Consider the following 11,634-nt stretch of genomic DNA (forward strand, 5'->3'; position numbering starts at 1 on the left):
CCTGAAGCCGTGTGCGAGGTGGAATCTTGATCAGCGTATTGGTTGTCGACGACCACGAACTGGTGCGTTCCGGAATTACCCGGATGCTGGCGGACAACCCCGACATTGATGTGGTGGGTCAGGCATCGTCCGGAGAAGACGCCATCGAGTTTGTGCGCAAACAACGACCTGACATCGTACTCATGGATATCCGCATGCCGGGTATCGGCGGCCTGGAGGCCACCCGCCGGATTCTCCGTATCGATGATTCCATTCGCGTGATTGTCGTCACCGCCTGTGCGGATGACCCCTATCCGACCCGGGTGATGCAGAGTGGCGCCAGTGCCTATATCACCAAGGGCGCGGACATCCAGGAGATGGTGCGCGCCATCCGTCAGGCCCATTCCGGCCAGCGTTATATCAGCCCTGAAATCGCCCAGAAGATGGCGCTCAAGCAGATCTCCGGTGATAAAGACGAGAATGGCGAGCTTTCGCTGTTCGAGCGGCTGTCCGAGCGGGAAATGCAGATCGCAATGATGGTGGTGGACTGCCAGAAGGTACAGGACATCTCGGACAAACTGTGCCTGAGCCCCAAGACCGTCAACAGCTACCGCTACCGGATATTTGAAAAGCTGGAAATCTCCAGCGACGTGGAACTGGCCCTGATGGCCGTGCGGCTTGGATTGCTGGATGCCGACAAGGTCTGACCCCAAGCCCGAGCAGAGCGGGGAGTTCGACAGTAAAAACTTCCTGAAGCAGTTGACCGAAAGACCCGGCGTCTACCGGATGTATGACGCGGCGGGTGAGGTGCTGTATGTGGGCAAGGCCCGCAACCTGAAAAAGCGGGTCAGCAGTTATTTCCGTAAAACCGGCCTGGCACCGAAGACCGAGGCCCTGGTCGCCAAAATCGAGTCCATCGAGGTCACCATCACCGGCAGCGAGACCGAAGCCCTGCTGCTGGAACAGAACCTGATCAAGTCCCTGCGGCCGCCCTATAACATCCTGCTGCGGGACGACAAGTCCTACCCCTATATCTATCTTTCCTCCCACCAGGACTATCCGTCCCTGACTTTTCGAAGAGGACGGACCAAGAAGGGCGGCGGCACCTGGTTCGGCCCATTCCCGAGCTCCGGAGCAGTTAAGGAAAGTCTTAATATTCTACAGAAGGTTTTCCGCATAAGGTCTTGTAGCGAAAGTTATTTCAGGAATCGAACCAGACCTTGTCTGCAATACCAGATCAATCGCTGCACGGCACCCTGCGTGGGTTACATCAGCCCCGAGGAATACCAGGAAGACATCCGCCATGCCACCATGTTCCTGGAGGGCAAGAACCCGGCCATCATTCACGATCTGATGAATGCCATGGAAACGGCCTCAAAGAATCTCGAGTTTGAGAAGGCAGCTGCTTACCGTGACCAGATAAATCACCTGCGTCACGTCCAGGAGCAGCAATCTGTGGACAGTGCCGGAGGGGATGCGGATGTCATCGCTATTGCCCAGGATGCAGGCATTGTCTGCATTGTGGTGATTATTGTGCGTGGTGGCCGGGTGTTGGGCACCAAGGATTATTTCCCCCGGTACTCAATCGAACAGACCGAAGGTGAATTGCTCAGCGCTTTCCTGGGTCAGTATTATTTCGGGGGCAATACCCGCCGCGAGATTCCCCGGGATATCCTGGTGCCGGTCGAAGTAGAAGGCCAGGAATTGCTGGCTCAGGCCCTCTCCGAGGCGGCTAACCGCGAGACCCGGATCCGTGGTAACGTGCGCGGAGAGCGGCGCCGGTGGCTGGAACTGGCAATGACCAACGCCCGGCAGACCCTGCTGACGCATCTGGCCAGCAAGGAGACCGTTTACCGCCGATTGCTGGCTTTGCGGGACCTGCTGGAGCTACCGGAAACCCCTTCGCGCATGGAATGTTTCGATATCAGCCACAGCCACGGGGAGAACACGGTCGCATCCTGTGTCGTTTTCGACGAGAATGGCCCGCTGAAGAGCGACTATCGCCTGTATAACATTGAAAACGTGAAGGCCGGCGACGACTACGGCGCCATGCGCCAGGTGCTGACTAGACGGTACAAGCGGATGGTCGCCGGTGAGGGCAAGCGCCCCGATCTGGTGTTCATTGATGGCGGCAAGGGCCAGTTGAATGTCGCCCGGGAGGTTTTCGATGAGCTCGGAATCTCGGATATCCCGTTGATCGGTGTCGCCAAGGGCGTTACCCGCCGGGCTGGCATGGAGCAGCTCATTGATGCCATGACCGGCGATGTTTTCCGGGTGCCGGCGGATTCGCCCGCGTTGCACCTGATCCAGCATATCCGTGACGAGTCCCACCGGTTTGCTATTACCGGTCACCGGGCGCGTCGGGACAAGAAGCGTCGGCAGTCCACCCTTGAGGGAATCGAGGGCGTGGGACCGAAACGCCGCCGTGAACTGATCCGCTATTTCGGCGGAATCCAGGAGATCCGCAAGGCCAACGTCGACGAGATGGCGAAGGTTCAGGGTGTCAGTAAGGCCCTGGCGGAAACGATTTACGCAGCATTGCATGACGAATAGGAAGCCCATGAACCTGCCAAACCTGCTCACACTCTCCCGCATCGTGATGATCCCCGTGTTTGTCGTGGTGTTCTACCTGCCCGTGGAGTGGAGCTACATCGTCAGTGCCCTCATATTTGCCCTGGCAGGGGTGACTGACTGGCTGGATGGGTACCTGGCCCGCAAGCTCAACCAGAGCACGCCGTTTGGCGCCTTTCTGGATCCGGTTGCGGACAAGCTCATGGTAGCGGTGGCCCTGGCGGTGCTGATTGAAGAGCACTCCGCCGCGTTGCTGACCATTCCGGCCACGGTCATTATCGGCCGGGAAATCGTGATTTCCGCGCTCCGGGAATGGATGGCGGAAATGGGCAGTCGGGCGAGCGTGGCGGTTTCCTACATCGGGAAGATCAAGACGACCGCCCAGATGGCGGCCATTGTCGGTTTGCTGGCATTTCCCCCGGGCCAGACCCTGGCCTATGTGGCCATCGCCCTCTTATATGTGGCGGCGGTATTGACCTTATGGTCCATGATCCTTTACCTGAAAGCCGCCTGGAAGGATCTGTTTCCCGACAGTAAATAACCGGAGTTCGCGGCTTCCGGAATCAGTTTTCCTCCAGGCATCGGTGTACCCAGAGCAAGGTTTCCTCAGCCAGCTGATGGGCGGTGTTGCCGAAAGCCTCCACTACGTCATTCAGTTCACTGCTCGCAGCGGGCTCCTCCAGCCGGCTGTTTCGCACGCAAAGGCTCTTCCGTGACCGGTTATCCAGCACTTCTGCGTGCAGTTCAATCACAATCTGCGTTTTCCCTTGGATTGTCTCTGCCTGGAAGGCAGACAGCTCGCTGATCAGCGTCAGGTCCGTGCTGGCGGCACTGGTGTCCGTCACAACATTAGCAAAACCCTGGCTCTGACGCAGGGTGTCGATCAGGTGATCGCGAACCAGTACCGGTGCTATGTCGCGCCAGCGGGCGTTGCCATACATCCGGAATTCATGGGGGGTGGGCTTGGCCAGGATACGGGTTCCGTTCACTGGCTCGGACGCCAGGGGCGTGTCCACCCTCAGGGTCCTTGAATGACGGGTTTCCAGGCGTTGGACCGGGTCGACCGAGCCCAGATCCATGACACGGGGCGCCTCAGGGGTAGGAAAGACGGTACAGGCGGTCATGGCAAATGACGCTACCAGCGGGGTGACCGCTCGAAGACAGCTTCTCATTGCTCAACTTCCTTGATGTTGGAACCACCCAGCAGGGTGCCTGCGGGGTTTGCCTCCAGGCGTGTAGCGAACTGGTTCAGGTTGCGCAGGGCACTGCGCAGTTCCCGGATTGCCGGCGTCAACTCACCCAGTCCCTGCAGACCGGCATCCAGCGCACCTTCATTGTTTCGGGTCAGATCATCGAGACGGGCCAAAGCAGGCTGAAGGGTGGACAGCGCCCGGTCCATGGAGTTAAGCACCGGTGCGACCTGTTCCAGCAGGATGGCATTGGCATTGTCGGAAACACTGGAGACCTTGATTGCTGCTTCTTCCGCCCGCACACCGGCGGCATCGAACTGCTTCATCAGTGCCACCAATTCTTTCCGCTGGGCCAATAGGGAATCGGTAGCGGTCCGGGTGTTTTCCAGGATGCTGGTCATGTTTTCCAGGTTTTTCTCGGAGAACAGGTTGTTGGCATTGGTGAGCAGAATCTCGGTTTTTTCGATCAGTGCCTCGCCATTGGTCAGCAGACTGCTGAAGGCCGAAGGATCGGCGGTGATCAGGGGTGGGTTGTTGCGACTCCCCTCAAGCACGGGGCTGTCTTTGGTGCCACCCCGGAATTGCACACTCATACTGCCAGTGATATTGGCGAGGATCAGACCCACGTGGGTATCCTTGCGAATGGGCACTTCCCTGTCGACCCGGACCAGTACACGAACGTGGCTGGGATTGTCCGGGTCCAGCGTCAACTCGAGTACCTCGCCCACCGGGACACCGCTGTAAAGCACCGGATTGCCCTCGGACAGGCCGGAGATCGGGTGGTCGAAGCCGATCTGGTAATAGGCCCATTCCCGATCCGCCGAGGATTTGCTCAGCCAGAGCGCGAACACAAGCGCGGCGCCGACCGCCAGGACAGTGAACAGGCCAATGATCACGTGGTGGGCCCGGGGCTCCATCAGACGTTTTCTCCTTGTTGCCTCGGTGTTCGATTAATCGCGGCGTAGCTCGCGGCCCGGCCTCGCGGGCCATTGAAGTAATCCTGTATCCATTCGTCCGGGTTGGCGGCAACGGTTTCCAGGGTGTCTGCCACCAGTACCCGCTTTTGTGATAACACGGCCACCCGGTCACAGGTAGAGTACAGGGTATCCAGATCATGGGTGACCAGGAATACCGTCAGGCCCAGGGCGTTGCGGAGGGTTACGATCAGCTCATCAAAGGCCGCCGCGCCAATCGGATCCAGACCTGCCGTGGGCTCATCCAGAAACAGGATTTCCGGGTCCAGGGCCAGGGCCCGCGCGAGGCTCGCACGCTTGACCATACCACCGGACAGTTCTGCGGGATACTTCAGGGCGGCATCCGGCGGCAGGCCGGTCAGCGCAAGTTTCATTCGTGCCACCCCCTCGGCATCCGGTCGCTTGAGCCCGGCATGTTCGATCAGCGGAACCGCGATGTTCTCCTGCAGATTCAGCGAGGTAAACAGCGCGCCCCCCTGGAACAGGACACCGAACCGCTGCTCCATTCGGGAGCGGGCCCGTGGAGACAGGGCGTCAAGCGTTTCGCTAAAGACGCGAATGTCACCGGATGTGGGTTTGCGCAGACCGATGATGCTGCGCAACAGCACCGATTTTCCGGTCCCGGAGCCCCCCACCACGCCAAGGATTTCTCCCCGGTACAGATCCAGGTTCAGATCCTCGTGGACAACGTGTTCCCCGAAACGGTTGCAGAGGTTTCTGACCTCGATAACCGGTTCCGCCTCATGCTGTGAGTGTCTGGTGCTTTTTACTGCTGCCATCGGTTACCACCCCATTTCCATAAAGAATAGCGCAGCGATGGCGTCCAGCAGTATTACGATGAAGATGGACTGCACCACACTGGAGGTGGTGTGTTCGCCTACCGATTGGGCGCTGCCGCCCACCTTGAAACCTTCCAGGCAGCCGATGACGGCGATCAGGAAGGCAAAGACAGGCGCCTTGGAAATGCCGACCAGGAAATGGCGCAGAGCGATATCCCGCTCAACAATGGCCAGGAACTGGGTGAGGGTGATATCCAGTGACAGCACGCACACCAGGGCGCCGCCGACCATGCCCGCCATCATGCCGACAAAGGTCAGGATCGGAAGGCTGATCATCATGGCCAGAACCCGGGGCAATACCAGCAGTTCGATGGGACTCAGCCCCAGGGTGCGGATGGCATCCAGCTCCTCGTTGACCTTCATGGCGCCGATATGAGCGGTGAACGAACTGGCGGTCCTGCCTGCCAGCAGGATGGCGGCAAGCAGCACACCGAATTCCCGCAGGAACGAGAAGGCCACCAGGTTGACGGTATAAATCGTGGCGCCGAAATCCTCCAGTACCGTGGCACCGAGAAAGGCGACCACGGCACCGACGAGAAAGGTCAGCAGGGCGACGATGGGAAGGGCGTTTAACCCGGTGTCCTGGATGGCGGCGACGAACGGCGTTACCCGCCAGCGCTTCGGCTGCGGCAGCACCCAGACCATGGCGGCAAGGGTCTGCCCGATGAACCCGAGCAATACCCAGATCAGATGGCCAAGTGCTTCCACCTGCTGGCCGGTATGGCCCAGGAACAGGCGAAGCGGCGAAACCTTTGGCGGTACGGGTTCCTGCCAGTCTTCCAGAGACCGGGCCACAGCCAGCAGCAGGGCCGCCTTTTCCTCCGGCAGGGTCTCTTGCGCGATAACATGTTGCTCCAGGGTTGCCGGTCCGAGAAAGGATGCCAGTACCGAGGCGCCGGCTGTGTCGATGTGCTCCAGGGCCGAAAGGTCCAGTCTCTTGGGAGATTTGGCCCCGGCGGGGAGTGGCGCCAGTTGCTGCAACAGCGAGTGATAACCCGAAAGGGTCCAGTCGCCGGTAATGGTCAGCCCGCCGGACTCGAACCGGGCATTGCCGGGACGTGATCCGATAGGGTCAGATGCCTGGGACTGGGAAGGGCGTGGTTCCATCTTTGGATACGTCCGGGCCTCGGGAAGTTATTGAATATCAAGCTAATGACAGCTTAGAGATTCAACTGCTTATCCGCCAGTATCTTTCGATCTTCCGCATCGTGACTGGCAAGAACCAGAACCTTGCCAGCGGCCTTGTGCCGGAGCAGCAAGGACCGTAACTGGGTGCGTGCCTCCGCATCGAGGCCCGTGAGAGGCTCATCCAGAAGCAGGATGGGCTGGTCCCTTAGTAGCGCCCGCAGCAAGGCTACACGCTGACGTTGCCCGCCGGACAGGTCCCCGGGCATACGACTCTCAAAGCCGGCCATGCCGACACTGGCAAGTCCCCTGGAGATGGCCTGTTTCTGCTCCGTACTCAACTTCAGCCCGGGATGCATACCCAGGCCAATGTTGGTCTGTACGTCCAGGTGTTCGAACAGGTTATGCTCCTGAAACAGGCTGGTTACCGGTCGATCCCAGGGTGGAAGCTCATTCAGTAAACTGCCTTCCCAGCGGATGGTGCCGGATTCGGGGGTCAGGAAACCGGCGACCAGATTCAGGAGGGTGGATTTTCCGGAACCGCTGGGGCCGTTTATGGCAATGCATTGCCCATGGTCGACATGAAAGGTGAATCGCCAGGTGGTTTCCGTGTCCGGGTAACGGAAGGTCAGGTCCTTCACATCAAGCATGGCGGGCCTCCGCAAGGGTCTTTAAGGCATCGTGCGAGTGTCTGCCCTGTTTGCGTCTTCGGTAATCGGGAAGATTGAACGCTGCGAAGGCCAGCAGCAGGAGAACGACCAGCCACAGGGCGGTGCCCGCCGCGAGTTCCATGCGATAACTGCCCAATTGCTGGTAAAGCAGGACCGGTACCGTGGGTTGTCCCGGTGTGCCGAACAGCGCGATCACCCCGAAATCTCCCAGGGATAATCCGGTGCCATAGGCCATGGCGAGAGCAAGCGGACGCTTGAGCCGGGGCCAGTGCAGCCAGCGCCAGCGGTACCAGCCCAATAATCCTAGCTGGTCCGCCTGTTGTGCCGTTGCCTGATCCAGGCCGGTGAGCGGTCCCTTAAGGAGCTGGGTGACAAATGGCAGGGCCATCAGACCATTGATCAGCGCAACCAGCGCCAGCCCCTGCGAGGAGTGTCCCAGGCTCGGCCGGAGAAGCAGAAACAGGCCTGTCCCAAGGACGATCGGCGGGACCATCAGGGGCACCGCGGTTGCCACCGAAGATAACCTGCCCAGATGCGGGCCACCCCGACTGGCGAGGGCCAGCACAAGGAGGGCCGACAGCACCGAAAACGCGCCGGCGGGCAGGGCAATGGCGAAGCTTAGTAGTGTCGCGTTCACCAGATCCGCGAGCGGGTTACCACCGTCAACGGCCACTGTGACAAGCCCCGGCAGGCCCCGGAACAGGATTGCGGCCAGTGGCAGAAGGAGAAAAAGGGTAAAGCACAGTAGCAGCACGATATCCCGGAACCGCGTGATGCCGTGGCTGTCTGGCCTAAGTATGGTTTCTGAAAAACTGCGTTGTGGCGTAAGGTTAGCTGACAAACCTCGACGAACCATCAAGAGCCAGATGGCACCGCAGATTGATAACTGCACAATCGCCAGCAGGGCCGCGCGACCGAAGTCGAATTCAAAGCGCAGAGACTGGTAGATCGCTACTTCAAGGGTAGTGGACGCGGGCCCTCCGCCGAGCGTCATCACGATGGCAAAACTGGTAAAGCAGAGGGTAAATACCAGGGCTGCGATGCCCGGCAACACACGGCGCACAGCCGGCCAGTCAAGGGTGCGCCAGAGCCACCACCCGGTCAGGCCGAGCTGGCTGGCCACCCGCCGCCGGGGCGCGGGAACCGATTCCAGTGCCTGGAGCAGAATCCGGCCGGCCAATGGTGCATTGAAAAACACGTGAGCCAGCACGATGCCGTTAAGCCCGTAGAGATTCCAGCGGACCGTGGTCCAGTGTTCAACCACTGACGTCAGCCAGCCGTGCCGGCCATAAACTCCCACCAGTCCCGAAACCGCCACGATCGTTGGCAGAACCAGGCTCAGCTCCATCATCCGTAACAGCAAGTTTCGACCCGGGAATCGGGGCTGCCTGACCAGGGCAAGTGCAATGAACAGTCCCAGAACCAGGCTGAGCAAAGTGGAAAGGGTGGCCTGCCAGATCGTGAAACGGATGACATTGCTGAGATAGCGGTTTTGCCAGAGCTCGGAGGCTTCCGGCAGGTGGGCCTGCCAGAGCAGCGCGGCTACACCGGCAATGGTCAATGCCAGCAGGCTACCGGCGATGAGCAGGCCCGGGCCGATCTGCCAGCCCGGGTGGCTGAGCGGCGCCTGGGTGGCACCGAACGGGAATTGACGCATTACGGGATCATGGCGTTGAGCCATTCATCCAGCCAGGATTTGCGTTTTTCTGCCACGGTGGCCGGATCGATAAACAGGGTTTTGTCCGGCTGGATCAGGCGATCAAACACCTCCGGTAATTCATCCCCCAGATCAATGGCCGGGTACATCACGTTCTTCAGGGGAATATGGCGCTGGAAATCTGCGGTCAGGATGAACTGCAGGAAGTCCCGGGCCAGTGCTTTCTGTTCCGAGGGCTCAACCAATGCCGCCACTTCCACCTGAAGGTAATGACCCTCCTCGAACTCGGCCGCCTGGTAACGGTCGGTCTTGTCGATGGCCATGTGATAGGCCGGAGACGTGGAGTAGGAGAGGATCATCGGTGCCTCACCGTTCATGAACAGCGAGAAGTAGCCGTCACTCCAGCTCTTGGTAGTTGTCAGAATGTTATCGCTGAGGGCCTGCCACTTTTCGCCGGCCTGGTCGCCGTAGACGGCCTTCATCCAGAGCAACAGGCCAAGGCCCGGTGTGCTGGTCCGGGGATCCTGGATAATGATCTGCAGTTCCTCGGGTGCGTTGACCAGTTCCTCCAGGCTTTTCGGAGGGTTGGGTAACTGTTGGGTGTCATAGACGAAGGCAAAATAGCCCCAGTCGTAGGGCACAAACAGGGAATCCTGCCACTCGACGGGCAGATCAAGAGATTCGAGCGCGATACTGTGCGGAGCAAGCAGGCCGGTCTGCCTGGCGGTTTCCATGGTGCCGGTGTCCAGCCCGAGAACCACATCCGCGTCGGTGGAATTGCCCTCGAGGCGAAGCCGCTGGAGGATGTCACCTCCGCTATCAAGGACCACATATTCGAGGGTGCAGTGACATTGTTGCTCGAACGCTTCCTTCACGCCCGGTCCGGGTCCCCATTCGGCAGCGAATGACGGGTGGGTGTAGACGGTCAGGGCTTCGTTGCCCTGGGCACTGGCCAGAAGCGGCAGCGCGATGCCTGCAAAAAGGGTCAGGGGGCGTCTCAGCATGGTCGTATCCTCGGATTCGATCTGGGGAACCATGCCGCGGTTTCACTGGAACGGTGAATACTCAATCCCTTCGCCGGTACGAACCGGATCAGGTTCCGCGGGTATGGTCTCAGCCCTTCATTTCTTGAGCGAAGGGCACCCCGTTGAGTGGCGCACAGTATAACACGCTAGCCGTTGCCTCCGGCCAGCCATCGAGTTTGCCTATCAGCGTCATTGTGTCGCATATAGCCATGGCGCCTATGCTTAGAACTAAAAGTATGGTGTAGTGTGTGACGTAACGACAGACACTCCCGACGGAGGAATGACTATGCAAATGCCTGCAGTCACACATTTCTTTGATGAACCGACCAATACTTTCAGTTACGTAGTACAGGATCCAGCGAGTAATGCCTGTGCCATCGTGGATTCCGTGCTGGATTTCGATTACGCCGCCGGCCGGACCGACGTCCGTTCCGCTGAAGAGATCATCCGTTTCGTAAAGGATGGCGGCCTGAAGGTCGAGTGGATACTCGAAACTCACGTTCACGCTGACCACCTTTCTGCGGCGCCTTACCTGCAGGAACAGCTCGGTGGCAAGACCGGCATCGGCCAGAAAATCGTTGACGTGCAGGAAATCTTCGGAAAAGTCTTCAACGCCGGTACCGAATTTGCCCGTGATGGCAGCCAGTTTGACCGGCTTTTCGAGGAAGGGGATTCGTTCCAAATCGGCAACCTGGAAGGGTGGGTGCTGCATACCCCCGGCCATACCCCTGCGTGCCTGACGTATGTCATCGGTGACGCAGCTTTCGTTGGCGACACACTGTTTGCACCGGATTCCGGCACCGCCCGCTGTGACTTTCCCGGCGGTGACGCTCACACGCTCTACCGCTCTGTCCAGAAGGTTCTGGCGCTGCCCGATGAGACTCGGATCTTCCTGTGCCACGACTACAAGGCACCGGGCCGGGACGAGTTCCAGCATGAAACCACGGTTGCCGAGCAACGGGCCAACAATATCCACGTTCGCGAAGGCATGACCGAAGACGATTTCGTCAGGCTCCGGACCGAGCGGGACGCCACGCTCAGCATGCCCCGCCTGATCCTGCCTTCGGTACAGGTGAACATGCGGGCAGGTGGGATGCCACTGGCCGAGGATAACGGACAGGTTTACCTGAAAGTACCTGTAAACCGCTTCTGACAGAGGGTACGCCATGAAGATTCATTATCTTGAACCGGAGTTCGCGGTTGCGGATACCGTGGCTATCGGCGATCTCCCTGAAATCCGGGAAAAAGGCTTCCGGACACTGATCTGTAACCGTCGCCCCGGGGAAGAGGGTTACGCCGGTGAGCAGGCCTACGCGGAGGCTGCCGCCAAGGTCGGTCTTGAGTGGGTATGTGTCCCGGTGGCATCCGGCGAGTATTCCGAAGCAGACGTGGAAGCGTTCGGCAAAGCGCTGGAACAAGTACCTTCACCCATCCTCGGGTTCTGTCGGACCGGCCGTCGTGCTGTTCACATGTGGGCCCAGGCCCGCGCTCGGGAACCCCAGTGCAGTATTCCGATGCTGCTCAAGGCGGCCCACGAGGCCGGTCATGATCCTCAGCCCATTCGGGAACTGCTGGAAAAGTAACGTTTGATTATTGAGCTCGA

At 59.5% G+C, this 11,634-nt stretch carries 12 protein-coding genes and 1 riboswitch; of the genes, 5 read left to right on the top strand and 7 right to left on the bottom strand.

Going from position 1 to position 11,634, the window contains the following annotated elements:
- Positions 1-26 precede the first annotated feature (26 nt).
- From uvrY to pgsA, 3 genes are read left to right on the top strand one after another with little or no spacing between them, the layout of a single operon-like run.
- A complete protein-coding gene (uvrY, locus tag ACQUTG_RS06680) occupies positions 27-686 on the top strand; it encodes a UvrY/SirA/GacA family response regulator transcription factor (protein ID WP_410327354.1) in 660 nt (219 codons plus the stop codon).
- Complete coding sequence (uvrC, locus tag ACQUTG_RS06685; RefSeq protein ID WP_428918663.1) at positions 670-2,532, top strand: excinuclease ABC subunit UvrC; 1,863 nt, start codon at positions 670-672, stop codon at positions 2,530-2,532. The genes uvrY and uvrC overlap by 17 nt, the downstream gene beginning before the upstream one ends.
- A gap of 7 nt (positions 2,533-2,539) precedes the next feature.
- The gene (gene pgsA / locus ACQUTG_RS06690; protein ID WP_428918664.1) at positions 2,540-3,091 is read left to right on the top strand and encodes a CDP-diacylglycerol--glycerol-3-phosphate 3-phosphatidyltransferase; all 552 of its coding nucleotides are present in this window, start codon (positions 2,540-2,542) and stop codon (positions 3,089-3,091) included.
- Between the two features lie 22 nt (positions 3,092-3,113).
- On the opposite strand, the gene ACQUTG_RS06695 is transcribed toward pgsA, so the two are convergent.
- From ACQUTG_RS06695 to thiB, 7 genes are read right to left on the bottom strand one after another with little or no spacing between them, the layout of a single operon-like run.
- On the bottom strand, positions 3,114-3,722 hold the full coding sequence (locus tag ACQUTG_RS06695) for an ABC-type transport auxiliary lipoprotein family protein (RefSeq protein WP_428918665.1): 609 nt from the start codon (positions 3,720-3,722) through the stop codon (positions 3,114-3,116).
- A complete protein-coding gene (locus ACQUTG_RS06700) occupies positions 3,719-4,657 on the bottom strand; it encodes an MlaD family protein (protein ID WP_428918666.1) in 939 nt (312 codons plus the stop codon). Before ACQUTG_RS06700 ends, ACQUTG_RS06695 begins: the two co-directional genes overlap by 4 nt.
- Complete coding sequence (locus ACQUTG_RS06705; RefSeq protein WP_428918667.1) at positions 4,657-5,493, bottom strand: ABC transporter ATP-binding protein; 837 nt, start codon at positions 5,491-5,493, stop codon at positions 4,657-4,659. Before ACQUTG_RS06705 ends, ACQUTG_RS06700 begins: the two co-directional genes overlap by 1 nt.
- Before the next feature lie 3 nt (positions 5,494-5,496).
- A complete protein-coding gene (locus tag ACQUTG_RS06710; protein ID WP_428918668.1) occupies positions 5,497-6,660 on the bottom strand; it encodes an MlaE family lipid ABC transporter permease subunit in 1,164 nt (387 codons plus the stop codon).
- A 53-nt stretch (positions 6,661-6,713) separates the two neighbouring features.
- On the bottom strand, positions 6,714-7,328 hold the full coding sequence (locus ACQUTG_RS06715) for an ATP-binding cassette domain-containing protein (protein WP_428918669.1): 615 nt from the start codon (positions 7,326-7,328) through the stop codon (positions 6,714-6,716).
- A complete protein-coding gene (gene thiP / locus ACQUTG_RS06720; RefSeq protein ID WP_428918670.1) occupies positions 7,321-9,006 on the bottom strand; it encodes a thiamine/thiamine pyrophosphate ABC transporter permease in 1,686 nt (561 codons plus the stop codon). Before thiP ends, ACQUTG_RS06715 begins: the two co-directional genes overlap by 8 nt.
- Positions 9,006-10,010 carry a thiamine ABC transporter substrate binding subunit gene (gene thiB, locus ACQUTG_RS06725; RefSeq protein WP_428918671.1) on the bottom strand — a complete coding sequence of 335 codons (1,005 nt, stop codon included), beginning with the start codon at positions 10,008-10,010 and terminating at the stop codon, positions 9,006-9,008. The genes thiP and thiB overlap by 1 nt, the downstream gene beginning before the upstream one ends.
- 48 nt (positions 10,011-10,058) lie before the next feature.
- Positions 10,059-10,163, bottom strand: a riboswitch (TPP riboswitch).
- Positions 10,164-10,317: 154 nt separating this feature from the next.
- On the opposite strand from thiB, the gene ACQUTG_RS06730 reads away from it, so the two are divergent.
- Positions 10,318-11,184 (top strand): MBL fold metallo-hydrolase, encoded by an 867-nt coding sequence (locus tag ACQUTG_RS06730; RefSeq protein WP_428918672.1) that lies wholly within the window; start codon positions 10,318-10,320, stop codon positions 11,182-11,184.
- Positions 11,185-11,197: 13 nt separating this feature from the next.
- Positions 11,198-11,614, top strand: coding sequence for a TIGR01244 family sulfur transferase (locus ACQUTG_RS06735; protein WP_428918673.1), 417 nt, complete (start codon positions 11,198-11,200; stop codon positions 11,612-11,614).
- Positions 11,615-11,634 lie beyond the last annotated feature (20 nt).

Origin of the sequence: Marinobacter sp. DUT-1 (assembly GCF_050379415.1) — a bacterium.
GTDB lineage: Bacteria > Pseudomonadota > Gammaproteobacteria > Pseudomonadales > Oleiphilaceae > Marinobacter.

Bases quoted from the DNA above. Each gene is read 5' to 3' on its own strand.
- uvrC (WP_428918663.1), top strand. From the start codon at position 670: ATGCCGACAAGGTCTGACCCCAAGCCCGAGCAGAGCGGGGAGTTCGAC.
- pgsA (WP_428918664.1), top strand. From the start codon at position 2,540: ATGAACCTGCCAAACCTGCTCACACTCTCCCGCATCGTGATGATCCCC.
- ACQUTG_RS06695 (WP_428918665.1), bottom strand. From the start codon at position 3,722: ATGAGAAGCTGTCTTCGAGCGGTCACCCCGCTGGTAGCGTCATTTGCC.
- ACQUTG_RS06700 (WP_428918666.1), bottom strand. From the start codon at position 4,657: ATGGAGCCCCGGGCCCACCACGTGATCATTGGCCTGTTCACTGTCCTG.
- ACQUTG_RS06705 (WP_428918667.1), bottom strand. From the start codon at position 5,493: ATGGCAGCAGTAAAAAGCACCAGACACTCACAGCATGAGGCGGAACCG.
- ACQUTG_RS06710 (WP_428918668.1), bottom strand. From the start codon at position 6,660: ATGGAACCACGCCCTTCCCAGTCCCAGGCATCTGACCCTATCGGATCA.
- ACQUTG_RS06715 (WP_428918669.1), bottom strand. From the start codon at position 7,328: ATGCTTGATGTGAAGGACCTGACCTTCCGTTACCCGGACACGGAAACC.
- thiP (WP_428918670.1), bottom strand. From the start codon at position 9,006: ATGCGTCAATTCCCGTTCGGTGCCACCCAGGCGCCGCTCAGCCACCCG.
- thiB (WP_428918671.1), bottom strand. From the start codon at position 10,010: ATGCTGAGACGCCCCCTGACCCTTTTTGCAGGCATCGCGCTGCCGCTT.
- ACQUTG_RS06730 (WP_428918672.1), top strand. From the start codon at position 10,318: ATGCAAATGCCTGCAGTCACACATTTCTTTGATGAACCGACCAATACT.
- ACQUTG_RS06735 (WP_428918673.1), top strand. From the start codon at position 11,198: ATGAAGATTCATTATCTTGAACCGGAGTTCGCGGTTGCGGATACCGTG.